The organism is Paenarthrobacter sp. 10L420, from assembly GCF_056395385.1.
In genome coordinates this window covers 180,404-206,727 of record NZ_JBFTJK010000007.1, presented here as the reverse complement: position 1 = coordinate 206,727, position 26,324 = coordinate 180,404, and the positions used below count along the sequence as shown (strand labels likewise).

The window sequence follows — 26,324 nt, the reverse complement described above, 5'->3', positions numbered from 1 at the left end:
GCGCCAGGCGTCCAGGTGGTCTCCGGAGACGGCGATTTCCAGGCCGTCGTAGCCCCAGCCCGAGGCGAGGCGCGCGACTTCCTCGAAGGGGAGGTCGGCCCACTGGCCGGTGAACAGGGTGTACGGGCGGGGCATGTCAGGCTCCTTCAACTAGTAGTGTCTTGTGCTCGACGGCGGTGATGGTGCTTCTGTTGTTGGCTGATTCTTCGATCGCGGCGAGGACGCGTTGGACCTGCAGGCCTTCTTCGAACGTCGGCGAGGGCGCTTCCCCTGACTCGATGGCAAGGAGGAAGTCGCGGATCTGGTGGGTGAAGGTGTGTTCCCAGCCGATGATGTGACCCTGTGGCCACCACGCTTCGAGGTAGGGGTGTTCGGGTTCGTTGACCAGGATCCGCCGGAAACCCTGCTCCCTGACAGGGGCCGTGGCGTCCAGAAAGTTCAATTCGTTGAGGTTCTCCAGGTCGAAAGTCAGGGACCCAGCGGTGCCATAGACCTCGATCTTGAGACTGTTTTTCTGGCCGATCGCGACCCGGGATGCTTCCACGGAGGCACCCATGTCACCGGTAAGCCAGAAGGTAGCCCAGGCCGCGTCGTCAACCGTAACGTCTTCGATGCCATTCGGCCCAGGCCGCTGGGCAACAAAAGTCTTCAATACACCGGAGGCCTCCACAACGCTTTGCCCGGTCAGGAACTGGATCTGATCGATGGCGTGGGAAGCGATGTCGCCCAAGGCCCCGGAGCCGGCGGATTCCTTCCGCAAACGCCAGCTCATGGGAGACCCTGCGTCCGAAAGCCAATCCTGCAAATAAGCAGCCCGGACATGCCGGACCGTGCCCAGGCGGCCTTCGGCAATGAGTTCGCGTGCAAGCGCCAAAGCCGGAACGCGCCGGTAGTTGAACCCGATCATCGACTGCACGCCCTTGGCGCGGGCGGCAGCGGCGGCTGCAGTCATGGCTTCGGCCTCGGCGATCGTGTTCGCCAGCGGCTTTTCCACCAGGACGTGCTTGCCCGCTTCGAGCGCGGCGACGGCGATCTCGGCATGCATCCAGCCCGGAGCGCAGATATCAACGATATGGATGTCATCGCGCTCCATGACCGAGCGCCAGTCAGTGGCGGACTCGGCCCAACCATACTTGGCCGCAGCCTCGGCCACCTGGGCCGCGTCCCGGCCCACGAGCACCTTCTGCTCGAAAGCCGGGACGCGGAAGAAACTGGCCACGTTCCGCCACGCATTCGAATGAGCCTTCCCCATGAAGGCGTAGCCAATGGCGGCAACACCGAGAGGGCGGTCAGAAGGCAGGGACGAGTGGGTGGGGGTGGTCATGGTTCGAATCCTCGCTGGTTCTAGAGTGTTGCAGTTTCGGGGGCCCAGTCCTCCGGGACTGGTGCGGAAGCGGGCGCGTTGCTTGTGACGTCCACAAAGGAGCCCGAGTCCACGGATTCGGAGATCGAGACCATGGTGTCCAGCACGTGGTAAGCCAGCTCGCCGCTGGCGCGGTGCGGGGCCCCGGAGCGCAGGGCACGGGCCATGTCCAGCACGCCCAGACCGCGGCCGTTGGCCGGTCCGGTGGCCGGGATGATCTCGGGTTCTTCCGCGCCCGGGCGCCAGAGCTTGAGGTCGCCGTCGAAATAGTTCGGGTCAGGCAGCGAGAGCGTGGCCTCGGAGCCGGTGATTTCCACAAAACCCATCCGCAGGCGCGGGGACTCGAAGGAGAACACGCTGTGCGAGGACGCGCCGCTTTCGAACTGCGCCATCGCGGAGACGTGCGTGGGGACCTCGACGGCGAATTCCTCCCCGGCCTTCGGACCGGAACCAATGACCCGGGTCGCTTTCGCGGAGGACCCGACGGCGGCCACCTTACGGACCGAGCCGAACGTCTGGATGAGGGCCGTGAGGTAGTACGGGCCCATGTCGAACAACGGGCCGGCGCCGCGCTGAAACAAGAACGCCGGGTTCGGGTGCCAGGATTCCGGGCCCGGCGTCTGGAACGTGGTCATTCCCGTCAACGGAGTGCCGATGTCCCCGCGCTCGATGATCCTCCGGGCCATCTGCAACCCAGCACCCAGGAACGTGTCAGGCGCTGTGCCGAGGCGGATGCCCGCAGCGTCGGCCGCCTTCAGCAGGCCAAGCCCGGACTCGCGGTCCAGGGAGAACGGCTTCTCCGTCCAGACGTGCTTGCCGGCCTTGACCGCGGCCGTTGCAACCTCGACGTGCGCCGCCGGGATGGTCAGGTTCACGATGATTTCGACGTCGGGATGGTTCAGTGCCAGCTCGGGCGCACCGAATTCCGCGATCCCGTACTCCTTCGCGCGCGCCTCGGCAGCTTCGACGAAGAGGTCAGCGATCACCAGGACCTTCACGTCCGGGAACGTGGTGAGGTTATCCAGATAAGCCTTGGAGATGTTGCCCGCACCGATGACAGCGAGCCCCACGGGGCCTTTGCGGGTTGAGGGTGTGAAGCTCATGCGTTGACCCCTTCCGACTGGGCGTTGAGGTAGTTCAGGCTCTCCGTTATGCCTTCGAAGATGTCACCGGAGTAGTCGTCGAATTCCACCACGCCCACTTCCAGGGACTTGGCGGCTGCGATGACAGCCAGCACCGGAATGGTGCCCCGGCCGGCAGGCTGTTGCGCCTTGGCGTCAGTGTTACCGGGGCCGTCCTTGATGTGGATGAGCTTCACCCGGTCGCCCAGCCGCTCCAGCAGCTCCACGGGGTCTTGGCCCCCGACAGCCACCCAGTATGTGTCTACTTCGAGCACGACATCCGGGTCCAGCAGGCCCGCGAAGTGCTCCAGTGCGGTCCTGCCCTCGATGGTGGACTCCAGCTCCCAGGCATGGTTGTGATAACCAACGCGGATGCCGTACTCGGCGCCCTTCCTCGCTGCCGCGTTAAGCCTGTCCGCGCTGGACCTGATGTCCTCTGCGGTCAGCCAAAGTTCGGCGGGGAGGTACGGATCAATGACCGTGGCGATACCCAGTTCTTTGGCAGCGGCGAAGATCTCGTCCTGGTCCTGGCTCAGAAGCGGTGCGTGGCCGGACGGAGCGGTGAGGCCGTTGTCCTTCAACGCCGCACCAAGTTCCTTGGCCGTGGCCACGAAGTTGTACGGTTCCACCTGCGTGAAGCCGATCTCCGCGACCTTCCTGATGGTTCCCGGCAGGTCCTCCTGGATGGCATTGCGAAGGGTGTAGAGCTGGAGTGAGTAAGACATTGCGTTCCTTTGTTGTGTTGATTGCGTGGGAAGACCGGACCGTGCTTGCTGAAACGTCAGCCTTTGACCCCGGAGCCGACCGCAGATCGAATGAAGTAGCGCTGGGCGAAGAAGAAGATGAGCAATACCGGAATGATGTACATGACCGCACCCGCAGCCTGCACTGTCGGTATGACGTTTCCGTGCGGATCTTGGTACCAGGCAGTGATGGCGACCGCAAGAGTTGTGCGGTCGAGGTCGAGGAAGAGGGCTGGCGCTATGTAGTCGCCCCAGGTTCCTGTAAATGAAAGCAGGAACGAGGTAATCAGAACGGGACGCGAAAGCGGTAGGAAGATCGTGAAGAACATGCGGAGCCAACCGGCGCCGTCGATGATCGCTGCGTCTTCGAGTTCACGCGGGATCGCCGCGAAGAACTGCCGGAACAGGAAGACCAAATAGGGGGAGGCCGCCATACCCCAGAGCACCCACGGCCAGTACGTATTGACCATTCCGATACGGGAGAACAGGACATAGGTGGGTAACAGCGTCAGGATCTGCGGAATCATCATCGTCGACAGAACAACGACGAAAAGTGCCTTCTTTCCTGGAGCTGTCAGCCGCGCGAAGCCGAATCCAACTGCCGCGCTCGACAACGTCACCAAAACGGAGTAGACGGTCGCGAGAATCATGGAGTTCCCTGCGTAGCCGAGAAAATTCATATCCGTCAGTGCGGCGAAGAAGTTGCTCCATTGCGCATGCTCGGGCCAGATACTGATCGGCAGCGAGGCCCATTCCTCCGGCGTTTTGAGGGCGGCCAGCACCAACCAGAGGAAAGGGCCAACGAAGAAGACGCTAAGCGCAAGGATGAGGATATAGATGGTGGCGGGGCGGCGCCTGTTTTTCGCTGTGCGGCCAGTAGGAGATACTGCACGCTGGACACGTGGTCGGGTTGTGACGGTCATTTGGTGGCTCCTTCGCGTTCAGCATCCGTGTCAACCTCGTAATGGACCCAGGATCTGCTGGATCGCAGAAGCACCATCGTCAGGCCGAGGATGATGATGAAGAAGATCCAGAGCATCGCTGATCCGTAACCGAACCGGTTGCTGAGGAAGAACTCTTGGTACACCTGCACCATGTACATGCGATTGCTTTCCGGAACGGTCCCAGCTCCGGCGATACCGCTGGAGTTGGTGAGCAGTAGTGGCTGCACGAAGATCTGCAGGGAGCCAATGACTCCGGTGATCACTTGGAAGAAGAGGATCGGCGAGATCATCGGCACGGTCACATGACGCAAAACCGTCCATCGGCCGGCGCCGTCAACGACGGCCGCCTCCTCGAGTTCAACGGGCACGCCTTGGAGTGCGGCAAGCATGATCACCATGCCGCCCCCAAGACCCCAAAGCATCACGGTGATCAGGGAGTAGAAAACTGTCGGGTCCACCAGCCAATCAAAAGGTCCGATCCCCACGGCCCCAAGGACCGCATTGAGGATGCCGGCGTCCTTGTTGAACACCAATTTCCACATGATGGCCATCGCGACGACGGGAACGACTGAGGGCAGGAAGAAAATTGTGCGCCATAGGCCCACAGCTCTCAACCGACGGTTGATGACCAGCGCCAAGCCGAGTGAACCGGCGACGCTGAGCGGCACTACGATGGCGGTAAACGCCAAAGTTCTGCCTAGGGCCGCCCAAGCGTCGCCGTCATTGAACAGTTCGAGGTAGTTGCGGAGGCCGACCCACTTCCAACGTGGCGAACTGCCGTCGAAATTGGTCAGGCTCACAAGGAACCCGTACACCATGGGTACAGCCGTGAGAAGAACGAAACCGATTGCCCACGGCCCTATAAACGCATAAAACGCTTTCTTCGGGTAGCGGGTCCACTTGCGCGCCATGACTCTCATCTATCCAATCTGCTCTTTGCCGTGCGCGAGTGCCTGATTAAGCTCGTCGGTAAGCGCAGCACAGGCGTCCTTGACGCTCAACTCGTTCTTGATCGCCTTCTGCAGGTACTTGTCGATCGTTGTATTCAGCAGATCAATGGTGATGTAGGGCGAGTCGGGAAGCGGAACAGCGTACTGGAGCTCGTTCTGCGCGACGGTGTACGCGGCCTTCTGATAGGGAAGCTCCTGCGGCAACTTGTCCATTAGAGATTTCAAAGCCGGGAGTCCCCAACCGCTCGAGGCACGCGCTTGGGCAGGCGCCCCGGCCATGTAATACTCCATCAGTTTCCAGGCTGCATCCTTGTTCTTGGCTTGCTCCGGAATCCACCATCCCTGACCCGAGTAGGTTGGGTTGGCCCGCTTGTCACCCATCACGGGTGCGGGCGCCATTCGGACGGTCTTCAATGCCTCAGGTGCAGCGAAGTTACCGCCAAACCAATAGCCATCCTGGGAAATCGCCATCCGCCCAGCGGCGAAAGTAGAGTAATCGGACGCGTCCGGCAGCGGATTCAGAGACGTCGGACCCACCCCGGCATGGGCGAAGTCGACGTACCACTGGAAGGCTCGCCGGGCTTGGTCGGTGGTGAAGTCGATCTTGCTGAGATCGTCGTTGTAGAGATGTCCGCCCTGCTGCTGGATCATGGCCGACATCGGGCCGTAGAGCGTCCACGACCACTCCAGGCCGAGCCCGTAAGTCGTGGTTGTGCCCCCCTCTGTAACCGACAACTTTTTGGCGATGTTAAGCAGGTCGTCATAACTCGTCGCTTCCGTCTCGCTCAGATACGGCACGCCGGCCTTGTCGAACAACGCGGTGTTGTACCAGAGCGATGCGTCCTGGCTCCAGTCCTTGACGATGCCGTACAAAGGACCCTTTCCGCTGTGACTGCCGTCCCAACGGAAACCGTCATTGACGGGTTGCAGGTCGTCCTCCTTCAGTACTTTGCTCTTCTCCAGGAATGGCGTGAGGTCTGTCGCGAGTCCACGCGCGTTGAAGTTGGCGCTGCCTAGGGCACCACCGGCGACGATGTCGGGGGGACTCCCGGCGGCGAGCATCGTGTTGAGCCGCGTTGGGTCGGTCACGATGAGATTGATCTTCAGGCCCGGGTTTGCGGCCTCGAACTCAGCGATCTGCTTGTCACTGAGGTCTTGGGCGCCGGCCATCAAAGTGATTGTTGCCTCTCCCGAAGTGCTTCCGGAAGTGCCATCCGGGCTTCCGACCGTGCATCCGGCCACCAGCGGCAGGGCTGCAGCGATTGCCAGGCCGCGGATGATAATCCGTCGGCTGATTTGTGTATGTGCGTTCATGCGTACCTCCTTGTGAGCATGGGGGACTCTTCCTTAAGCCGCCCTTGGTGATGCACATTACACTGAAATTTGTACAACTGCTACAATTTCTTCAATGGCCCTCAACAGCACCACTTCCCACCCTCCAACACGGCAAGGACGCGTGGCGTAATATGGCACCGATGACTGCACATCAGCACACGCGGGCCCGTGGACCGTATGCCAAGTCGGCGCAACGCTCCATCGACATCCTCGATGCTGCAACTACGGTCTTCGCTACCCACGGGTACCGGGGAGGTTCGCTGCGGGACATCGCACGAGAACTCGACATCAGCTTGACGAGCATCGTGCATCACTTCGGCACCAAGTACGAACTACTTGAAGCGGTGCTCGAACGAGCCGACAGGACAACCACGGGCAATGAATCATTCGACTTCGACGCGGCGTGCGCAGAGCGCGGTGTCGCTGACGCAACTTTGGGGCGCGTGCGCTCGAGCCTTGAGCGTCCGGAACTGCTCAGACTTTTCGCGATCCTGGCGGCCGAGTCGTCGGCACCGACCCATCCCGCTCATGACTGGTTCGTGGATCGTTATCGGCGAAAGACTGAAGCGCTTGCCCAGGCTTTCTCCTATGATCAGAAGATGGGTCGAGTGGACCCAGAACGAGATCCGCAGCTACTTAGCCGGCTGCTCATCGGCGCTTGGGACGGAATTCAGCTCCAATGGCTGATCGATCCGTCCGCCGACATGAACACCGCCATGCGCGCATTCTTCGAGTGGAAGATTCCTGAGGCTTTGCAACGGACGTTATGATCCGTCGACAGTCCAAGGACAGAGGGAGGGGCACCGCCAGTGACCGACAGGGGTTTCGCTTGCGGTGTTCAGCTCTTGCCGGTTTCGGGTTTCCTTCCGGCGTTAGGTTTTCGGCTCGGGCCGTTTGTTCTTGACGGGCAAGGTTGGACCCGTCGAGTTCGATGAAGCGTTCGCGCCGGATTCTTGTTTAGCTAGGTTCCGGCCCCTTTTCCAGTAGCTTTGCTCTCCTACTCGTCTCCAGAAATTCCGCCGACGATCGCTTCCGCTGTCGATGGCACGATCCGACGCACCCACCAGCAAGTCCTACGAAGGCACTGCCGGTTATTGACATGCTTCTCCCGTCATTGAATTCAATCAAGCAAACGCACCGAGCCCAGACTGAGCCCACGATCAGATGAACACAAGGATGTTGAGCCCCTCAACACTTCACACCTCTGGCATCCAAGGCCGGTCAGCATGTCCAGATCACAGCCAATCATGCTGGTCAAGCTCGGTGGACTCATGAACGAGTGTGAATAGGAAGGCTTTAGACCCAGGTCCAGCAGAAACATGCCAGGAATTCCAGCGGCGCATCGACCGGCTCCTAACTGAGCTTCGGACACAAGCCGCAGACATCGAGCACCTTCAGACCCTCAACGAGGAACTCGAGGCAAGAACCAACCTGCTCCACAACGAAGTCTCGCGACTCAAACGGGCTCAACGAACGAACATTCAGGAACTCGCACATGTAGCGGCCGCCCTCGTGACTCTGTCCAAGGTGAAAAGCATGCCCCTGGACGCCACTACGGTGGGCATCCTTCGTCGCCGTGGCTGGCTGCCGTCCCGAGGTCGCACCAGAGCTGGACAGCCATGACCATGTCGATTGCCAGACTCTCCGCGCAGTCTGGCCTGAAGTACCTCTTCAAGTCAACCATGATGGACGACCTCGCCTGCACTCCCCCGGACACCGTCTCCTATTACATGAAGACTGGAACGCCACAGGGCCATTGGCTCGGCAGCGGGCTGGAGGGTATTGATCGTTCCGCAGGCGATAGGGTCACCGAATCGGACGCCAAGGCCATCTTCGAGCAAGGGGCCCACCCAGACACGGGAGCCGCCCTCGGACGTCCGCACGGCGAGCCGACTGTCGTCCAACGAAGTCAAGGACTCCCCAAAACGAGGCACGCCGTAGCAGGCTTCGACCTAACGTTCAGTGTTCCTAAGTCCGTCTCTGCGCTGTGGGCCCTCAGCACCCGGCACGTCCAAGATCAAATCCTTCAGACCCACCACGACGCCGTCAACGAGACGCTGCACTGGCTTGAGGACCTGGTCATCCACACCCGAGCAGGCAGAAACGGAATAGCCCATGTCGGAACTCACGGCGCGATCGCTGCCGCCTTCGACCACTGGGAGTCCCGCTCCGGGGATCCGCAACTCCACACTCATGTGGTGATCGCCAACCGCGTCCAGCGCATCACAGACGACGCATGGGTCACGCTGGATTCGCGGAGCCTGTACAAAGCAGTGGTCGCCGCGAGCGAGCACTACAACGGGCTGCTGTTCGATGCGCTGCACCAAAGTCTCCGGACAGACACCGATATCCGCATCCCGGCTCAAAGCACCCACAATCCAAGCCAGCAGCTGACCGGCATAGACGACGCACTCATCCGTGAGTTCTCGAATCGATCCAGACTCATCGACGTCGAGACCGACCGCCTCGTAGCGGAATGGATCGAGGAACATGGCGCCCGTCCCACGGCCACGACAACCGTCAAATTGCGACAACAAGCCACCTTGTCCACACGCACCGCGAAGGGCGACGCTGGCGCCCCACTTCACGAGCTATCTGCCAACTGGCGCAAACGAGCAAAAGTTAGAGGCTTGGACCCAGAGGCTGTTGTTGCCGCCACCATCAATCGCTCTCGTAACGCTCCATTCCACAGAGGCGACTTAACCCCTGACTGGATCGACGCCGTCGCGATCGTCACCCGCCAACGCGTCGCTGCGAAACGCTCCACATGGAACCGATGGAACCTTATCGCGGAAGGCGAGCGTGTTTGCGCCGAGGTCCGCTGCGCTACGCCCGCTGACCGGAACGCCCTGATCGACGCGGTCGCGTCGGCCGCCCAGCGTCAGTCTGTTCCGCTGAACGCGTATCGCTATTCCGCGCCGCTGGATGCTGAAGCTGACCTCGGCTTCGCGCGCCAGAGCGTCTTCGAGTTCCATGGTTCACGACTCTTTACAGATGAGGCGACTCTCACCTTTGAGGATGAAATCCTGGCAGCGCGGAACGACGACGGCGGACCGGCAGTGCGGGGTTTCGTCACCATGGATGTACTCGCCAGCCACAGAACGAGAGGCGGAGTTGAGCTCCACCAAGATCAACGGGCCGCCGCCGCGCAGGTGCTGTTGAGCGGAAACCGATTGGATGCGATCATCGGTCCAGCGGGTACTGGTAAAACGACTGCTCTCGATGCCATCAAATCAGCTTGGGAGACCGAATTTGGGGCTGGCAGCGTCGTTGGGTTGGCTCCTGCTGCGGCGAGCGCAGAAGTGCTTGCCCACGAACTGGCAATGACAACGGAGAACGTTTCCAAGTGGCTACATGAATCTGTTGGAACCGGAGCAATGCAGCGTGCGGCCTCGTTCGCTGAGGCGGAGAAGCGGCTCGGATCTTTGCCCCACGACGAATTCGTGGGCGCCAAACGGCTGGTGCAGGTGGTGGCCAGACTTAGTGCCGAGCAATATCGGTGGCGGTTCCGTCCTCGGCAACTCGTCATCATCGATGAGGCCTCGATGGTATCCACGGCTCAGCTTGCCGGGCTTGTACGCCAAGCATGCGAGAGCGACGCCAAGATGCTCCTGGTTGGGGATCCCGGACAGCTGGATTCCATCGATGCCGGGGGCGTGCTCGGCTGGCTCGATCGGCAACACAAGACTGCAAGACTGAGCACCATTTGGCGCTTCAGAGAGGCGTGGGAACAGACAGCGTCACTCAGGCTACGTGATGGAGATATGTCTGTTCTTACCGACTACGAACGGAATGACCGCATTCGACATGGAACCTATCTGGACATGCTCGATCGGGCCTACTCCGGGTGGCATGAAGACGTGCTCGCCGGGCGACTCTCGATCCTTATTGCACCCGACAATGACACAGTTGGGATGCTCAACGAACGAGCCCAAGCAGACCGCGTCGTCCAGGGCACTGTCGATGCGGAAAAGACCCTCGCGCTGAGGGACGGCCTCCGTGCCGGCCGAGGGGACATAATCATCGCCCGACGAAACGACAGATCAATCCTTGACGAGCACGGAGCCTTCATTCGCAACGGAGCACTGCTCGAGGTGACCGATGTCGGGAAAGGCCAAGTCCGCGCTATCCGAAGGGACACCGGGGCGAGCATCGCCTTGGACGCGTCCTACCTTGAGACGTCCGTCGAGCTGGGATATGCCACCACCGCTCATCGTTCCCAGGGCCTCACAGTTGATACCGGGCATACGGTGGTCACACCTGGCCGGCTAACCCGTGAACTCCTCTACGTCAGCATGACCCGGGGACGCAGCGCCAACATGGCCTATGTCAGCGAAAACGACCCCGATGAGGAAGAGACACTTGACCCACGGCTCCGGTCCACCTGGCGACAAATTCTGGGTGAAGTGCTGGCCGCCGAGGGAGCTGAAAGATCCGCCCACGAAGTGCAGGCAGCTGAGCGCGAGCATTCTGACAGTCTCGAACGGCTGAGCCGAGAGTATGACTACCTTGCCCAAATCGCAGCCGGATTGGATCTTGCACGGGTCGTAGAGGAAACGGCCCAGGGAGCGGCCGTGGCAATGCAGTCATCGCCTTCCTGGGGAGCTGCAGTTGCTTCCTGGCGGCGAGCAACGAACGTGAGTCGGACAAGTGCCGAACGTGTTTTGAGAGGGGTGTTCGCGTCAACAGATGGCGCGAGAGATCTGGCCGCAATCGTTCACTCGCGCCTCCGCCGCCTTTCGTCCGGTATGCCACTGGCGTCCTTTGATGCTTTGAACGAGGACCTTGTCGTCGAGCGTGCGGACCTCAACGCAATGCTTACTCAGGTAAAACATCGGATTAGTGACCGAATTGAGTTTGTTGGCAATGCTGCCCTCTTTGAGGAGCCCGAGTGGAAGATGGACCTCCTTGCGCAGCTTGGTACCGACGTCGATCCTTTCGAGTGCGCTTCACTAGTTCGGGACGCAGCTGTCTACAGAGATCGGTGGGGTGTCGCGGACTCCGATCTGGCCATCGGCACAATCCCGGATGAGTACGAGTGGGAACAAAGATTGCAGTGGGAAAACCTCCAGCGCACCATCCGAGAAGTTGCCCGCATCCCCGCCATCGATGCCGGCGAATTCGTTGATCAACGTGTCGCTCTTATCAATGTCGGCTGGCAGCTTTAAACTGAAGCAGCAAGCATGAACGCGAACCCAGCCCTGAAGCCCAAGGTGGCGACACCCCTGCTGATCGTTGCGAGCGCAGCGACCATTCTCTTCGCTGCTGTGATGCCCACTCTCGGACCGGACTCAATTCTGCTTCAATGGATGCTCCTAACCGTGGCATTGGCAGGCTCAGTAATTATCTTGTTCTGGGTGCATCGCGTGCACCGGCAACGCGGCTGGCAAGCTTCCGCTGACTCTCGGTGGAACGCACTTGAGCGAGCCAAGCGCGATCATGGCACAACAACCGAGATCACAGTGCTGAGTGTCGATGGCCTTCAGCCAACCGGTTCATGGATCACCATCAAGTGGAACCATTTCGATCACGTGCAGCCGGCGTGGATCGAGGCGCTGTCCGAACCCATATGGCCGGGCTCTGTATTGCTGATCTCGCCTGACCCGGCCCAAGTGCGTCCTGGCAGTCCCTGGCCGGCGAGCTACCACATCACGGCAGACCGCCTGCTGGCCTGGGCGCCACTCGTCTAACCCACCACGATGCTCCTATGGGGGTCAAATTTAGATCCGGCCGGGAGACGCTCCATATGGGCACGGGGTCATCATGACCGAGAATGACCTGCCAGGGGTGCCAGCGTCACCGACGACACGCTGGAGCTCTGACAAGTCCCCATCGAGCCAGGCGATATTTTTCGATGTCCTTCGGACGACGGCTTGTACCAATTAGCTCGACTTCCCGCGACGGAAGGCCGGGCTCATAGCGCTGCCAGACTCCTTCCTAGGCGATCGATTAGTTCGGCGGGGAGCATGTTCGCGGACATGGCGAGTACGGTCCCGATGGGAACGCTTCTGGCCAACTCCAGCTGTGGGCTGAGCGGCAGCTCGGGAATGATCTCATCGATCGTTGCGCGGGCCTCGGCGTCCTCGAGCAGATCGCCAAGCGTGTCTACGAGTGGATCGATTCGCCCCCATGGGCCGTAGGGGCTGTCGCCTGCAATGGCGGCGTCCTTGCTCCGCTGAATCCTGACCCGGGGCAGGGGCGTCGGATTAGGGACGCCCTGGATCCAGGTGTGCCGCCCCGGTCCAACTTTCGCAGTTGTGTCGTCGGGCAGGTAGACGCTTGCTGAGGTGCCCTCGGGCACGGTGACGCTCACGTTCACACGATCGTTCGTGATGGACCAGCCGGCGACAATCTCGCCGTGCTCTGTGCGCAGGCGACCTTCCGCGGAACCCATGTCAGGCCAAATATGTGGATGAACTTCAAAGGTGGCGTAGCCAGGGGTCACGGGGCGGATCCCTGCCACATACTCGTGGAGGAAAGTGACAAAGGCACCCTTTGAGTAGTGGTTGAGCGACCCATTGGCCGTTCCGTCGGGGCCGATGCCCGACCAGTCCTCCCACACGGTCGTGGCACCGCGTTTCAACATAGCGAGCCAACTTGGCTCCTCGGTCTGAAACAACAAACGGTAGGCAACCTCGGGATAGCCGTGATCAGCGAGTACTGGTAGAAGCATTCCGGTGGAGAGGAACCCCGTAGACAGCCGATCGTGGTTTTCCTCGATCAGCGCCACGAGTTGGGCCGCTGAGGCTTCGCGCAAATCGCGCGGGATGAGCCCGAATGCGAGGGCGCGGACGTAGTTCGCCTGCGTGGGCCTAGCCAGGGTGCCATCCGTAAGGAGGAACTCGGTGCGCCACGCCTCGCGGACTCGTGCGGCGAGTTGGGCGTAGCCCGTCGCGTCCTCGGCCTCTCCGAGGGTCGCCGCGACCTCAGCGACGATCCCGGCCGAGTGCGCGAGGTACGCGGTTGCCACGATAGTGTGATCGGCAGTTGGGTTGAACGACGCCCCTGGTTCCAGCCATTCACCCCAGTGCCAGCCGGTGTCCCAAAGATACTCCTCGTGATCCGCAGGCGTCGGCTCCGCCGCCTCACGGCGGGGATGCCGACCTGTGGCCGCCGCGGTGGCCGCGTAGTCTACCCAGGCGGTCATCATCGGGTAAAAGCGTTCAATCAGATCACGTTCGCCGTACGCGCGGTAGAGATCCCACGGCACGATCGTCGCCGCATCGCCCCATCCGGCCGAGCCGTCGAAGGAGGTGGAAATGAATGGGTTGGGCACTACCCCGCAGTTTGGAGCGACGTTGGTGACTTTTCCGTCCGGGGATTGGTCATCCGCCAAAGATGTGAGCCATTTGAGGGCAAATCCTCTGATGTCGTCGAGATACGCCGCCGATCGGGCGAAGATCTGGAAGTCGCCGGTGTAACCCCACCGCTCTCGCTGCGGGCAGTCAGTAGGAATGTCGCAGGAGTTGGCTTGCCAGCTGGCGACCGCGATACGGTGCAGGGCGTTGATCCGTTCGTCCCCAGAGATGAAGGAGCCGATGGGCGTGAGGTCAGTCCGAACGAGGAACGCTGTCAGGTCATCGGTGGTGAGATCTTCGGCGAGCCCGTCAACCGCGACATAGCGGAAGCCGTGCGTCGTGTGTCGCGGCTCGAATACATCTCCTTCGACACCCCGGGAGACGACATGATCCACTTGACCGACTCCGAGGAAGCCAGAGGGCGTCGTCACGTCGAGGTGAGTCAGTGTCAGATCCCCCTCAGTGTCGAGAGCCTCGCCGTGGGTCAGTGTCACTGCCGTTCCTGTAGGGCCTAGGCGGGACAGCCGCACCCAACCGTTCAGGTTCTGACCGAAGTCGACGATCTGCCGCCCCGAAGCAAGTCGCACGATCCGTACTGGCGCGTGCGCGCTAGTGCGTCGGACGGGAGGTGCTGGCGATCGGGTCAGGCGGGATCGGTCGAGTGTGAGAGGGTCCGTTGAGATGACCGCGGGACGCCATTCCTCCCGACCTGTCCGGCGAAGATCTGTCTGCTGACCGTCCATCAGGTCTGCGCGGACGATGGTTCCGGCCGCGACGTCCCAGCCCTCTCCCGTCGTGATCGACAACTCGACTCCCGCGGCCGTGAGAATCGAAAGGGAGGCGATGACGGCGACTTCGGTCCCGAAGCCGTCGGGAACGCGGTCGGGACCTGTGCGCCCCCGGTACCATCCATCGCTGACGGTGAATCGGATTTCATTGACTCCGGGGCGGAGGAGATAAGCCACCTCGTACTGCTGGACCTGAAGCGTTCGACGGTAGCTCGTGAATCCCGGTGTGAGCTCCTGATCTCCCACTCGGCGTCCGTTGATAAAGGCTTCGTAGATTCCATGAGCAGTAACGGTCAGCGTCGCACGCCGTACGTCCCTCTGAAGCTTTACTACTCGACGGAATTCATAGGCAGGACGAAAGCCAGCCGGTAGGTGGTGGTCCTGGACCGTGATCCAGTCTGCATTCTCGAGGAGCGGGACCGGCTGGCCGTGATCTGACACTGGCACAGTGGCGCTGTCGAGGATGGCGAAATTAGGCACGAAAGTCCGTCTCCGGTCGAAGTATGTTGGCCGATTGGAACCAATGCCACAAAGTCTATTGAAGGCGTTAACACGTGTCAATGAAGGTGATCGCGAACCCTGGCGGGCGGGCTGGAAGGACATCCCGGGTCCCACATGCACTTCATGCCGGCTACTCGTCGTCAGCCCGCTAGCTAGCGGAGCATACAAGCTACCAACGCGGGCAGCCTGCCCCTCCGGAAACCACTGCGCATGGTTTGCCACTCATAAGGTTTCGGATGCTTATGTCGGCGTCTGTCTGCGCCATCATGCGTGCGAAGGCGTTGGAGTCTTGCTTCGGTCTCTTAGGACAAGATTAGAACATATATTCGAATGCTGGTCGGCAAACAAAAGGCGGCCCACGTCTCGGAGCATGAAACGTGGGCCAGAACTTGCAGAGGGCGCGGATCAGAGCGTCATTTCACTCCCCCGCGCTGTGCCGAAAGGGGGCGCCTCCACAGGGCTTTTCGTTGTGACGTTGTAGGCGGGCCAGCCAGTCGCCGTCGTCGCTTGTGGCCCTGTGGCCTCCACGACGGCCTCGGGCTCGGCAACTGCTCGCGCGGAGCGCTGATACGTCGCTGTGCCAAAGCGAAGGTCCGGACCAATGGTGTCGGCGATGATCCGCCGAGCTTCGCGGCGTTCCCCGTCTTTGTCGTAGGAACGAAACTCAAGCTCTCCGGACACCGTCACGGGGTCGCCTTTCTTCAGAGAAGTGGAAGCGTTCTCCGCGAGCATCCGGAACGCAGACACGTTGTGGAAGACCGGTTCGCCGTCCCGCCAGGTGCCATCTGGGTTCTGGATCCGCTGGTTCACGGCAACGCGGAGTTTCGCGTGTGGTGTTCCGGATTCCCCAATGGTCAGTTCGGGATCTGCAACCAAGTTCCCCGCGATAGTGATGGGGATCTTTGTATTCATGATGGGTTACCTTCCTTAGTCGACGGGCCTCTCCCGACGGACATCTGTGCTTTCAAGGACCAGCAATCTCGGGACCATTCAATGAAGCGGTCGGTCCAGGGACGCCGGCATACGTCGGATTGTCCGCAACGGAACGGTCAGCACTGGCGGCAGCGAACTTCCCCCCGAAGCCAGGAGGATCCGAGACCGCAAGGATCCCCTTGCTTGCTGCGGTCACCCGCCCCAGCACCGACTTCGCGATGTCTACCCTCGACGTAGGCACCCAGCCATCTGAGGAGTCGTGCTTCAAGTCCTTCTCCGCGCGTATCACAGCATCGGCCCAGCCAGCCAGGTAGGACGCTGATTGCGGTCCACGATCGATACCGTGGGCCCGCATGACGGTATAGGCAACTGATTCGGCTTCCACTTCCGCCAGGCCGCGATGGTTCGCGCTGCTTCCATAAAGTCGCCCCAGGCGGTCGTCTGGTCCATGCAAAAGAACGTGGCCGAGTTCGTGGGCAAGAACGGCTACGCGTTCCTCGTCGGTCATCCAAGCGCCAACTTGAATTCGACGAGCATCAAAGTCGGTAAAGCCACTTGTGTAGCCCTGTTGGAATCCCGACACCTCAACCCGGAAACTGTGTTCCTTCGCTACCTCCCGTAGGGAAGTCCACAGATCACCAACGTCCACGCCAGATTGAGCACCCGCGCGAGGAACCAGCAGCGGTGTGCCCTCCGTTTGGGTGACGTCAAAGACAGCCTGCCCGCGCCAACCCGTGATCACGTTCTTCTTGCCTCTGCTGACAGCACCAACAGGTGCAGTCTGATTCGCTGGCAAGAGCTTGCGCTGCCCGTCGGCCAGAATCAGTTCCTGCATCGATGCTATCCGGGGCGCGATCACCCAGAGCGCGTGTTCTCCCCGCAGTACCATTCGCCCATGCCGGGCCCACTCCTTGTAGCCGGCCACCAGAGTCGGCTCTTGGGTACCGCGCTGTGCCATCTGCATCATCAGCAGGGCGATGTTACCCCCGGAGTACCGCCACAGGGTTGCGGAGGCGTCGAGCAGAACCTGCCAGCGCATGGGCGAATCAATGGCTTCCTCAAGTGCTGTGTGAAGTCCCTTGGTCAGTTCGGCTATGCGTTCCTCGGGCGACAGGCGAGCGTTCGACGGCGGCGCGGCGGCTTCTTCAGCCCCGTTTGCGTCAGCATTGAGTTCAGATGCAGAGGCCACGACAGCCACCCTTCGCGCTTCTAGACTGCCCCTGAGGGGATCACCTATTCATGTCGAGCGAACGAAGCAACGGCATGACGGGATCAGCTTCGGGTCTGATGGGTGCCCAGCTTCCAGTCCTCGAATTCCCGGTCTGCCGGAACGATTCTCAGGACCGGTTCCTTGTGGCTCTGCAGGCCGACGCATCCTGCCGTCCGCGTGTGGACCCGCAGACGTTCGACGGCGTGTGGCAACCTTTCGTGGAACGCCAACGGTCCGTAGCCGGCGTCGTCGGCCATATAGGAAGCCATTTCGGCTCGCTGCAGGGCATAGAGCTCGGCCACGATTTCCGTGTGACGCCACCAGCAGTCCGGCACCACCGACGTCGTCAGCTGGTAGGTCGCCACAAACCACCTGACCCACCCAAACAGGCTTTCCCAGGCCCCAACTGCCTGTTCGGGTGCCATGTCACGCCAACGATACGTACCACCCGAGCCACGGGATGGCGGCTGAAATGCCGATCGGAAGAGCTCTGCCGTCAATTCGTCGTCGAGTTCCGCAATTGGACCAACTTCAAACTCAGCGTCATCGGATGAGGTGCCCATCAATCCACCTGCTTGTCTATTGACTGGTTCTGCAGGTGGCCGGCGGCCAGCTCCCGTTCAGTTTCAATTTTCGAACGGCCCAGTTCGGCTGCATCCTTGCGTTGATGCCAGTCCCGAAGATCCAGGAGAATCGGCCTTGTACGGCGACCGAGCATCAGGGCAGTCCCGACCGGCAGCCTCCGGATCTCGTCCAACCGAATGACTGGGCTCTCCCTGATCTGTTCCCCGTCCTGACGGCCCTGAGATGACCAGGAGCGAGTGTTGAGGACGAGACTCCGCTCTCCCAGTAGGCCAGCCAGCGAGCGCAGGTCAGGCTCGTCCGAGCCGCCGCCGAAGATCACTTTGATGATCGCGGAATCCCAGATGGTGGCTGCTTCCTCGATCGACCATCCACTCCGTGCCTGTGAAAGGGACTGCAGAACCACGAGAGTTGAAATGCCGATGCCACCCCCATCAGAGAGCACCACAGGCAGACCAGGCCACGGAGACAAATTCGCTATCTCATCGAGGATCAGCGAAAGCGGAGGATCGAGTCGGCCTCCAGGCGAGACAAAGGCCAGTTCTCGCGCAGCGTTGTCGATGTCGTCGATCAAGGCCGATAGGTAAGGGCCAGCGGCGGCAGCTCCAGAGCGGGTGCCAATAAGGTAGAGAGTCCCCCGTTGCCTGATGAAGCTCTTGGGATCAAACTCTTGAGCTTCGTCTTGTGGGTCCAGTGCCGCCAACACCCTCGGAGATGAAAGTGGGGCCACAGCGGCTGAGACCCCAATCCATGAGTTGGAAGTATTCCGTGGGTCGTCTTCCAAGATCCCCATCAGATCTGCCTGCCACCCCAATGCCGCACCTGGGCGCCCCAGAATATCCAGCGCCTCTCTGGCTAACACTGGACTGGACGACCATCGACGGAAGGCTGCGATGCCCTGCCCTGACAGCGCGGCCGCATGGAGGAGGCACTGCAGCACGATCAGCGAGCGCTTTTGCCACGCTGCATTCTCGCCCTTCATCTCGGTATCTGCGGTGATGACGAGAGCCCGTCTGGTGGCGATGTCCGGGTCACCGCAACCACGCACCGGCGACCAACGGAGAGTCGATGGCAGGCCCGACATGCCCTGAGGGTCAAAGACTGTCACCGGCCGCCCATCTGACATCCGCGCTCGCATCGTGACCACCAGATTGTCGGCTCGCGTGGATGTTGTAACGACAGCGCCGGGCGCGTCGAGTATCGCGTTGATGACGACATATAGGCCCTTGCCCGATCGAGGAGCTCCCTGAATGACCATCGACTCTTCGGTGGACACATGGATTGTCACACCACGGGAGCGCCCGAGTGTCCACGACACATCATGAATGCTCGGCTTGCGGAGGCCCGGCCGAGTGTATTGCCCACGCTTGCGAACTGCTCTGGCTCCGAAGTCCCGAAGTATCTCCGCCCGGCCAGCCACCCCGTCCCGGCTCAGGATGTCCTGGCGTAACCACGCGCCGGACTGCTTCCAGGTTCTCCACGCGAGGGCCGCCGCGGCTGCGAGCGCTGCAAGCAACGTGAGAACTGCACCCACAATCCACCAGATTGCCCCGACATGTAAAGTGCAGCTACTTGGGGCACCCACGATCCAGTCCTGGCGGCCGGCGAACAGGCCGATGCCCGCAGCGGGGTTGAAGAACGACGGCGGCCTGCCGCCGCAATGACCAGCGCCAGCAAGGTGAGCGGCTGCTTGGACCAACAGGCAGAACCCCATGTAGCCAGTCAACGTCCAGAGTCCGGCCGAGACCAGGGGACTGCTGCTACCCGGTCGCGTCGTCCTCACAGGTGCATCCGGTCATCCGTGCCAAAGACTTCCAGTTCGTCGGTGGTCACTCTGTTGGCCACGATGAAGGAGCGGTTCCCAACCTTCCAGAGCCCAACGCCCTTGGGAAGGTTCTCGACGTGCTCGCATTCAGCTTCGGTGAGACCAAGGGCTTCCTTGGTCAGGCGCATGGCGTCATGCTTCTGGCGATAGATGATGCGAGTGTCCGCTTCTGTCAGCAGCCCCAGAGCCTTCTGTCTGTGGCCGCTCGTGCTATCTCCGATCTCGTTGAGGTCAGCCACTTTGTGCATGATGAGGAGATTCGCAATCCCGTAAGTTCTCGCAAGACGCCATTGCTCGCTCATCTTGGCCAACATGTAGGGATCGGCGAGCATCCGCCAACCTTCGTCGTACACCACAAGCCGCTTACCGCCGTCGGGGTTTGTCACTGCCGCCTCCAGCCAGGTCGCACTGCAGGCAGCGGCGAGGGACAACGCCTGCTCGGACGCGCCGATAAGCGCGGACGTGTCCATGACCATCATTGGCGCGTCGGCGTCGAAGGCCACTGTGGACGGCGCATCGAACATGCCCTCCAGGTCCCCGGAGACTGTTCGCCTCAGGGAGTGGCTGACTGCAGCTCCGCCGTCCTTGCCGACAAGGGCGAGCGTTTCTGCGGAAGGACTCAAGAGGTGGTCCAGCACCATAGGAAGGGTCGGCGTCGAGTTTTCGGCGGTGGTTTCCATGAGCGCCATGTCGAGAGCGGTGTGCTCAACCGGATGCAACGGTGTGCCCTGACGCATGAGCGACACCAACGCCACCAGCAGTTGCCGGCGCCGCTGCCGGACGACAGCCTTCCACTGGGTGTCCGACAGTGAAGCGGGCCGAGAACCTGCGTCCAGAGGATTCACGCGGGCCGTGCGACCAGGACCGACAGAAATAACCTTGCCGCCGACGGCCTTCGCCACTGACACCCATTCACCCTTGGGATCCGACGCCACAGCCGCTTTCCGTCCCAACGTTATGGAGCGAGCAACCAGCGACTTGCCACACATCGACTTGCCGGTGCCCACTGTTCCAATCACGACGATCGAAGGACCGCTGATGATTCCCTTGTCATAGAGAATCCAGGGATCGTACGAAAAGGCTCCCGAACCGAAGACGTCAGTTCCAATGTAGGTTCCTTCGTGGCCAAGTCCTGACTCCGTGATGAAGGGGTAGGCGGCCGCGAAGGTCATGGTCGAGGCGCGGTGAGGTGCCGGCCGCAGTCTATGCGGACCCCATAGCGACTGCGGTTCCCTGCTCCCCCAATCGCCGACAAGGCGCTCGCGGTCGCCGCGCCGCTCCAATGCTGCATCGATCCGCTGGCCGAGTTTGGGCTTCTGTGGCAACGTCTCATCGGTCGTCGCCCTTCTGAGACTCTTGCGCTCGGCGCGAGTGCCCGACGGCGTATAGGTCACCCCTTGGTTCTTGAGGCTCATCGCAATCCCCTTCCCAAGGGCAGTCCTCCCGCAATGAAGGCTGCCCACTGTTGGCCCGCCAGCAATCGAAGTTCGACGAACGCGCCGGCTGCCGCGGACTCCAGTTCGTGGCGGTGCCTGGCCAAGTCCTCCAAGGACGCTGCCGTTATCGTCACGAAAGCAGTCGGACGAACATCGCCATGACCGGCTACGATCTCTTCTTCCCGTTGCGCAACTTCTTCTTCCTCGGCTCGCTGCTCCCGTGTCGTCGGACGGTCGAACCGGGCGTTGATCCGGCGTCGGGTTTCGTGGGCTTCCTGAGCCGACCGGATGTCCCGTAGCGCTTCCAAGGTGGGAACAGCACGAATCACCTGCGTAACCGTGTGCCGGAAGTCGCCAACGTAAACCAGCGGGTGCAGGAATCCGGGATACACCTTTTGCCGCGGCCACTCTGCGACCCAGAAGGTTTGGTGGAAGCCGGAGTCCGTGCGGAGATAAGTCCAGTGCTCCTCTACGGCCATCGGGCTTGAACTCAGACGCCGCTTTCCGTTTAGCTGGGCATCCTGCGGCTCGCTGTCATTCTTCATCGACCCTCGGGAGACCGTTTCAGGATCAAAGGAACCCCTGAACACTTCAAGTAGTCGGGACTCCGAAAGCCACTCGTCCACCCGCACTCCATGAGTTGCCAGGGATGTGCTGATCGCCTGCACCTCCAAACGTAGAACACGCTCGAGTCCGGCTATGCCACCGCCCGATTCCTTGATGCGCCTCCTCGACTTGGCCGTGTCCACAACAACGGACAACAAGACGTCGTGACTCATGGCGGATCCAGCTGCAGCTATCAAGTCCTGGTAGGCCAACTCACCCCACGAATTGCCGCCCGGCCTGCCGCCGTTGTGCACGATGGTGTTGTTATAGAAGTCCTGAAGGGCAGACGAAGGATACGGAACTGTGTAATCCTGAACGGCGATTCTTGCTATGTCCGACCGTTGGGCGAGCCCGGCCTGGACACGTGACCATGCTTGGGCAGCCCACGCTTTGTCATCGTCGTCGAGGAGAGCGAATGACCTGGTGGTGCAGCGCATGACGACCGTTGCTTCCTTACCCTGCGGGTCAACGATGAAGCACTCTCCACGTCTGGTCGTCTGGAGTTTGAGGCTGCCAAGCCCACCTGGCAGCGCAAGCCTCCCCGCCTTCAACGCCTTCTCGGGGCGGGCGAGGTATCGGGTCTGACCCAGGATCAGTCGCACGAGGAACAGCGTGATGAGACTGACCCAGATGGGATATGGAATGCGAGCGTGCTGAAGCACTCCCATCAGCACGAACAGCAGCCAGATGGGACTCATTGTCGTAAGTCCGACTGGACCGCCAGCCGCAGAGGCAATAATCGCCGTTAGGATGCCGACGGCCAGCAGCACAAGCTGGTACCACTTCAGCCCCATGAAAATGCCGCGGCGCTCGTAGCGGGGAAACTTAACGGCCTCAAGGGCTCGAGAATCTTCAGTCATTGGATTTCTCCGGAGGGAAGTGCCCCTCAGAAGCCTTTGGCCTGATGGGCGGCAATTCGGATGACGGCAGAGCGCTGCCAGAATTTCGTACTTCGGGCGGCGGGGCGGTCCTCGGCCGGTTTGCCGTTGGCGGTCCGGCGTCCGGGGTCCGGCCTATCCTCGAAGGTGTATTCGACGAGGCCTGCTTACTCGACTCGGTTAGGATTTCTCCGGTCACCACACCGCCTTGCCTAGCGGCGCCTCCGCGGGCAGAGTTTGCCCCTTGGGGTACCGAAGCGTTTTCACCTGAGGTGGGTATCGGCGTCGTACTCGTCAGGCTGCGCGGTAAGGGCACTGAAGGTGGCAGTACGCGCGTGGGGATGTCTCTGCGACTTGAGGGAATTGGTCGAGCTAGTGACGATCTGCCCAACATTGAGGCAATCGTCATGCGCCCACCGAGCTGCCGACTGAACTGCCGGGAGGCAACGCTGCTGCTCCGAGCAAGAACGTGACCGCCGCCTGCCGTTTGAGCCGCTGCCGCGAGCTCGCCACCCGCAAAGCTCACCAGCCTCAGCGCCATCAATGGTGCTCCGCAGGCAAGAACCATGCCGACAGTGCCGGCTGCCAAACCTGCAAATGAGGTCGAATCCGCAAATAGCTTAATGGCCGCTGCGAGCACTGTCGCTGCCAGCGGTTTCGCCAGCAAGAGCGCGACGACGACTTCGCACCACCGTCCGGCCCAGGCCTTTGATTTCTCCCAGGGCATCATCATGAGGGCGACCGGTGCGACAGCCGCGAGGACGGCGAGGGCGAACGTCCTGAAGATCATCGAGCACATGAGGATGAATGCCAGGATCCACACGACGATAACCGCCATTGCTGTCACTATCGCGCCGCCGACGGCTCCGCCTTGATTGCCCGGCGCCAGGGAAATGACGTTCCATTCGCGCTCGGAACCCGCAGGAGCCGCTTCGAAGCCAAAGAGCCGCATGAACACGACGTACGGATCGGTTCCCATCGATCCCAGCAGGGCCGCCGAAGCCTCGTCGCTGACCCTGGTGAGCTGCCGAACCACGTAGACGGCCGCTGCAACTAGCGGCACTGCCGCCGCTCCCCCGACGAGTGCCCTCAGCAGTCGGCGTGGTTGCTGGCTGATCAGACCGGACAAGAGTTGCAAGATCATCACGACCACGAGTGGCGTCATCATCACGAGGACCCACCAGTTCGTCAGGCCGCCGATCGCGGCCCATTGGGAGTCGTCGACATCCGAGACCGTGAAGGCTCCCGTGATGAACCCCCACATCCAAGAGGCGATGTTCTGAAGTACGTTCGCGAAGATGGACGTGATGGAGCCTTGGACGCCGTCGTTGGCTTGGGAAACCAACCCGCAGCCGGGCGGCCACCAACCGTTGAGGTCACAATCAATAGGCATGATCGGAAGCGGCTAAAAGCCCAACGGAAAGGCCGTCTGCGACCAGAGTATGTAGCCGTTAATGCCACCGAGGATTGCCGCGACGGGGCCTGTCCACAGAAGGATTACGCCTCCGCCTGAGGCAAGCCGCGACGATTGGCTCAGCTTGCCGGCCAACAGCATCGCGGCGCCGATGATCGCCACAATCGCGATTACGATGAAGGCGCCGACGAGGATGCCCCCGCCGATCTGCTTGAGGGACTCAAGAAAAGGAAAGTTCGCGTTTGGTGTGATCCCAGGATCCACCGCTGCCAGTACCATCTGGTGCTCCATCCAGTCGTCTTCCAATGGAAATGAGCTGATTGAGCTCACGACTTCATGGGGGTGGAGGGTGAGGACGACATGACCCATCGTTGAACGTCCCTGGCTTGCGCAGTCGGCTGCTTCCAGTACGGGCATTATGTCCTCCAACGATGCCCGTCAACCCTGTTCGAGGCATAAGCACGAAAGACTCAGCACACGGAGTTTGATTGTTGTTGGACATGCTTCCGCTGATATGGCGGTCAGCCCAGCGCCGACACGCATGCCCGCTACCCCAACATATCTAGGGACCATTGAACCTAGAGTTCTGCGCGGAAACTGAACCTAGAGTTCTGCGCGGAAAACCCAACTCTGGAGCGAACTAGACCAAACCGCTCCACAGATGGGAAGTCCAAGTTGCCGTTCAGCCCTGTGCCGGCTGCCCACTGTGGTCACACATGCGGCGGACACGATGCAGAACGCTTAGAACCACACATGCAAACCGCATCCCGATTCGATTTCTTGGTATCGGCTGATTGGTAAGCCTGACGTTAGGGAACAGCCAAAACTAGTTAAGGGGGTTGCCGCCCAATCCTTCATAATCGAACTCTTGTTGCCTACCAGCGCTGATATGTTCCAGGACTTTGAGCACGGTGATAGAGGTTTTCGGTCTCGAAGATTTCTGCGTCGTGATGGTCTCTTGCAAGGTGACTCGGAACGAGTCGTGCTTTCCTATGTGGATGCGGCCGTTATCCACCTCGCGGGCAAAATCCTCATCGGCAATTGCAGCGAGGAAGGAGCGTTCACCGTCGCTAAGTCGCCACTTCTTGCCCTTTTCGAAGTTGATCGCATGTGGGCTCACAAGTGCTTTATAGGTTGAAGTCGTTTCCGTCGCTTCATCTGGGTCGGGAAGGTCAAAGTACTCAACTTCTTCGTTGGTAACAGTGAGTTCCTCGTCTTGAGAATAAAGGGAATCCGTGTGTCGGATTTGGATGTAGTCGATCCCTTGAGTAGAGGCCGGACGTACGGCATCTCGCGCGGCCTTCTGAAAGTTAGCACTTTCAGAAGCGGCCCACACAGCTGCCGGGATTGTGGCCACGGTTCCGTCCACAAACTCGATCCTCACTGATTCAGCGGCCACGATTCCGGTTATGGGATCCGGCTGTGCGTTAGGGGCTGCAACCCTCTCCGCTTTCTTGACTTTGCGTCCCCTTCTCCATTTCAGGAAGCCCATGGCAGACACGGTTAGGCCTACGATGCCCCCGAGGTTCGCCGCCGCCGTAGAGTACTTGCCGGCAAGTGCTTCAATGACGCTTTGCACGGCGCCAGACTCAACGACTACCGTGAGATCGACCCAGAAGCTGCCCTCGCCGGTCTCACGTATGTTGATGCTGGGGGCAGGAACAGAGTCGCTACGCACGGCGGCATGCGCTGATGTGATTGCGTCCGCAAGATTAACGAGCGAGAGCCCTAACTGTCGTGCATTAATGGTGCCATCCGTTACACCTGGCCCATCGAAGGTGACTCGCAGAGACTCCTCAGCCACGACACGCCGCTTCTTCAGCATCTCTCCAAGCCATCGCCCATTTTCGACTCTTGTTCATTTTTCCGTTCCGTGCCCGGATGATCGGTCGGGCTGCACCGCCTGCTAATTATCTGCAGATTTGTCCGCCGCTCTAGCCGCGCACAGATTGTCATCATTGCAGACCACTGGGTATGAAGGGAAAACGGGGCGGCACTGTGAACTTCCAACGCGTCAACCAAGCTGCACAGCCGTCGGGACCAGAGATTCTTGAGAAGTTGGCGAACTGCTCTGGGTCGTTCATTGCGCCCGCCAAATCCATATTCTCGCGGTGTTCAAGCCCAATCGACGTCTCTGTAGCCGGAAGGCACACTGATGGAAAACTTTGAGAAGGGTGTAAATGGAGTGAACGGGGTAAATGGGGTGAACGGGGTAAATGGTGTGAAGTATGAGGGTTCAGAAACTTTTCTCAGCAAACGGTCTCCAACGAGCGTGCCAAGGTACCTCTTGGTCGAGACGCTACAAACATCGTTATTATCCCACGCCAACCAACCAAGCCACTGGCCGCTGGGGGCAAACAGGTGCTCGTCGGTATCGCTAGTTCGGAAAGCGATCCA

General features: G+C 60.7%; 19 protein-coding genes and 1 pseudogene. 3 read left to right on the top strand and 17 right to left on the bottom strand.

The window, feature by feature from the left end; all coding sequences use genetic code 11:
- The 7 genes and pseudogenes from AC1DD5_RS13275 to AC1DD5_RS13245 form a co-directional block, all read right to left on the bottom strand.
- Window positions 1-135 (bottom strand): annotated as a pseudogene (locus AC1DD5_RS13275) (sugar phosphate isomerase/epimerase); the annotation flags it as partial.
- A 1-nt stretch (window position 136) separates the two neighbouring features.
- A complete protein-coding gene (locus AC1DD5_RS13270) occupies window positions 137-1,324 on the bottom strand; it encodes a Gfo/Idh/MocA family protein (protein WP_477521724.1) in 1,188 nt (395 codons plus the stop codon).
- A 20-nt stretch (window positions 1,325-1,344) separates the two neighbouring features.
- Window positions 1,345-2,466, bottom strand: a complete 1,122-nt coding sequence (locus tag AC1DD5_RS13265; RefSeq protein WP_477521723.1) for a Gfo/Idh/MocA family protein — start codon at window positions 2,464-2,466, stop codon at window positions 1,345-1,347.
- The gene (locus AC1DD5_RS13260) at window positions 2,463-3,209 is read right to left on the bottom strand and encodes a sugar phosphate isomerase/epimerase family protein (RefSeq protein WP_477521722.1); all 747 of its coding nucleotides are present in this window, start codon (window positions 3,207-3,209) and stop codon (window positions 2,463-2,465) included. The genes AC1DD5_RS13265 and AC1DD5_RS13260 overlap by 4 nt, the downstream gene beginning before the upstream one ends.
- A gap of 56 nt (window positions 3,210-3,265) precedes the next feature.
- Window positions 3,266-4,150, bottom strand: a complete 885-nt coding sequence (locus AC1DD5_RS13255) for a carbohydrate ABC transporter permease (RefSeq protein WP_416416436.1) — start codon at window positions 4,148-4,150, stop codon at window positions 3,266-3,268.
- Window positions 4,147-5,091 carry a carbohydrate ABC transporter permease gene (locus AC1DD5_RS13250; protein ID WP_416416437.1) on the bottom strand — a complete coding sequence of 315 codons (945 nt, stop codon included), beginning with the start codon at window positions 5,089-5,091 and terminating at the stop codon, window positions 4,147-4,149. Before AC1DD5_RS13250 ends, AC1DD5_RS13255 begins: the two co-directional genes overlap by 4 nt.
- Window positions 5,092-6,435 carry an ABC transporter substrate-binding protein gene (locus AC1DD5_RS13245; protein WP_477521721.1) on the bottom strand — a complete coding sequence of 448 codons (1,344 nt, stop codon included), beginning with the start codon at window positions 6,433-6,435 and terminating at the stop codon, window positions 5,092-5,094.
- Window positions 6,436-6,596: 161 nt separating this feature from the next.
- Between AC1DD5_RS13245 and AC1DD5_RS13240 the strand changes: the two genes are divergently transcribed.
- The 3 genes from AC1DD5_RS13240 (at window position 6,597) to AC1DD5_RS13230 (ending at window position 12,146) form a co-directional block, all read left to right on the top strand.
- Window positions 6,597-7,226, top strand: coding sequence for a TetR/AcrR family transcriptional regulator (locus AC1DD5_RS13240; RefSeq protein ID WP_416416439.1), 630 nt, complete (start codon window positions 6,597-6,599; stop codon window positions 7,224-7,226).
- An 849-nt stretch (window positions 7,227-8,075) separates the two neighbouring features.
- Window positions 8,076-11,624: a MobF family relaxase gene (gene mobF / locus AC1DD5_RS13235; protein ID WP_477521720.1), complete on the top strand. Its 3,549-nt coding sequence runs from the start codon at window positions 8,076-8,078 to the stop codon at window positions 11,622-11,624.
- A 15-nt stretch (window positions 11,625-11,639) separates the two neighbouring features.
- The gene (locus AC1DD5_RS13230) at window positions 11,640-12,146 is read left to right on the top strand and encodes a hypothetical protein (RefSeq protein ID WP_477521719.1); all 507 of its coding nucleotides are present in this window, start codon (window positions 11,640-11,642) and stop codon (window positions 12,144-12,146) included.
- Between the two features lie 224 nt (window positions 12,147-12,370).
- Here AC1DD5_RS13230 and AC1DD5_RS13225 read toward each other — a convergent pair whose 3' ends face one another.
- From AC1DD5_RS13225 to AC1DD5_RS13180, 10 genes are all read right to left on the bottom strand, one after another.
- Window positions 12,371-15,022, bottom strand: coding sequence for a family 78 glycoside hydrolase catalytic domain (locus tag AC1DD5_RS13225; RefSeq protein WP_477521718.1), 2,652 nt, complete (start codon window positions 15,020-15,022; stop codon window positions 12,371-12,373).
- A 426-nt stretch (window positions 15,023-15,448) separates the two neighbouring features.
- Entirely contained in the window at window positions 15,449-15,955 is a 507-nt protein-coding gene (locus AC1DD5_RS13220; protein ID WP_477521717.1) for a single-stranded DNA-binding protein, read from the bottom strand.
- A 52-nt stretch (window positions 15,956-16,007) separates the two neighbouring features.
- A complete protein-coding gene (locus tag AC1DD5_RS13215; RefSeq protein WP_477521716.1) occupies window positions 16,008-17,165 on the bottom strand; it encodes an ImmA/IrrE family metallo-endopeptidase in 1,158 nt (385 codons plus the stop codon).
- A gap of 83 nt (window positions 17,166-17,248) precedes the next feature.
- Window positions 17,249-17,749: a hypothetical protein gene (locus AC1DD5_RS13210; RefSeq protein ID WP_477521715.1), complete on the bottom strand. Its 501-nt coding sequence runs from the start codon at window positions 17,747-17,749 to the stop codon at window positions 17,249-17,251.
- Window positions 17,749-19,551 (bottom strand): type IV secretory system conjugative DNA transfer family protein, encoded by a 1,803-nt coding sequence (locus AC1DD5_RS13205; RefSeq protein ID WP_477521714.1) that lies wholly within the window; start codon window positions 19,549-19,551, stop codon window positions 17,749-17,751. The genes AC1DD5_RS13210 and AC1DD5_RS13205 overlap by 1 nt, the downstream gene beginning before the upstream one ends.
- Entirely contained in the window at window positions 19,548-21,008 is a 1,461-nt protein-coding gene (locus AC1DD5_RS13200) for an ATP-binding protein (protein ID WP_477521713.1), read from the bottom strand. The genes AC1DD5_RS13205 and AC1DD5_RS13200 overlap by 4 nt, the downstream gene beginning before the upstream one ends.
- The gene (locus AC1DD5_RS13195; RefSeq protein ID WP_477521712.1) at window positions 21,005-22,495 is read right to left on the bottom strand and encodes an SCO6880 family protein; all 1,491 of its coding nucleotides are present in this window, start codon (window positions 22,493-22,495) and stop codon (window positions 21,005-21,007) included. Before AC1DD5_RS13195 ends, AC1DD5_RS13200 begins: the two co-directional genes overlap by 4 nt.
- Window positions 22,488-23,906 carry a type IV secretion system protein gene (locus AC1DD5_RS13190; protein WP_477521711.1) on the bottom strand — a complete coding sequence of 473 codons (1,419 nt, stop codon included), beginning with the start codon at window positions 23,904-23,906 and terminating at the stop codon, window positions 22,488-22,490. Before AC1DD5_RS13190 ends, AC1DD5_RS13195 begins: the two co-directional genes overlap by 8 nt.
- A gap of 12 nt (window positions 23,907-23,918) precedes the next feature.
- Window positions 23,919-24,344, bottom strand: a complete 426-nt coding sequence (locus AC1DD5_RS13185) for a hypothetical protein (RefSeq protein WP_477521710.1) — start codon at window positions 24,342-24,344, stop codon at window positions 23,919-23,921.
- A 409-nt stretch (window positions 24,345-24,753) separates the two neighbouring features.
- A complete protein-coding gene (locus tag AC1DD5_RS13180) occupies window positions 24,754-25,752 on the bottom strand; it encodes an LAPAL motif-containing putative phage structural protein (protein WP_477521709.1) in 999 nt (332 codons plus the stop codon).
- Between the last annotated feature and the right edge of the window lie 572 nt (window positions 25,753-26,324).

Bases quoted from the DNA above. Each gene is read 5' to 3' on its own strand.
- AC1DD5_RS13270 (WP_477521724.1), bottom strand. From the start codon at position 1,324: ATGACCACCCCCACCCACTCGTCCCTGCCTTCTGACCGCCCTCTCGGT.
- AC1DD5_RS13265 (WP_477521723.1), bottom strand. From the start codon at position 2,466: ATGAGCTTCACACCCTCAACCCGCAAAGGCCCCGTGGGGCTCGCTGTC.
- AC1DD5_RS13260 (WP_477521722.1), bottom strand. From the start codon at position 3,209: ATGTCTTACTCACTCCAGCTCTACACCCTTCGCAATGCCATCCAGGAG.
- AC1DD5_RS13255 (WP_416416436.1), bottom strand. From the start codon at position 4,150: ATGACCGTCACAACCCGACCACGTGTCCAGCGTGCAGTATCTCCTACT.
- AC1DD5_RS13250 (WP_416416437.1), bottom strand. From the start codon at position 5,091: ATGAGAGTCATGGCGCGCAAGTGGACCCGCTACCCGAAGAAAGCGTTT.
- AC1DD5_RS13245 (WP_477521721.1), bottom strand. From the start codon at position 6,435: ATGAACGCACATACACAAATCAGCCGACGGATTATCATCCGCGGCCTG.
- AC1DD5_RS13240 (WP_416416439.1), top strand. From the start codon at position 6,597: ATGACTGCACATCAGCACACGCGGGCCCGTGGACCGTATGCCAAGTCG.
- mobF (WP_477521720.1), top strand. From the start codon at position 8,076: ATGACCATGTCGATTGCCAGACTCTCCGCGCAGTCTGGCCTGAAGTAC.
- AC1DD5_RS13230 (WP_477521719.1), top strand. From the start codon at position 11,640: ATGAACGCGAACCCAGCCCTGAAGCCCAAGGTGGCGACACCCCTGCTG.
- AC1DD5_RS13220 (WP_477521717.1), bottom strand. From the start codon at position 15,955: ATGAATACAAAGATCCCCATCACTATCGCGGGGAACTTGGTTGCAGAT.
- AC1DD5_RS13210 (WP_477521715.1), bottom strand. From the start codon at position 17,749: ATGGGCACCTCATCCGATGACGCTGAGTTTGAAGTTGGTCCAATTGCG.
- AC1DD5_RS13200 (WP_477521713.1), bottom strand. From the start codon at position 21,008: ATGAGCCTCAAGAACCAAGGGGTGACCTATACGCCGTCGGGCACTCGC.
- AC1DD5_RS13195 (WP_477521712.1), bottom strand. From the start codon at position 22,495: ATGACTGAAGATTCTCGAGCCCTTGAGGCCGTTAAGTTTCCCCGCTAC.
- AC1DD5_RS13190 (WP_477521711.1), bottom strand. From the start codon at position 23,906: ATGCCTATTGATTGTGACCTCAACGGTTGGTGGCCGCCCGGCTGCGGG.
- AC1DD5_RS13185 (WP_477521710.1), bottom strand. From the start codon at position 24,344: ATGCCCGTACTGGAAGCAGCCGACTGCGCAAGCCAGGGACGTTCAACG.
- AC1DD5_RS13180 (WP_477521709.1), bottom strand. From the start codon at position 25,752: ATGCTGAAGAAGCGGCGTGTCGTGGCTGAGGAGTCTCTGCGAGTCACC.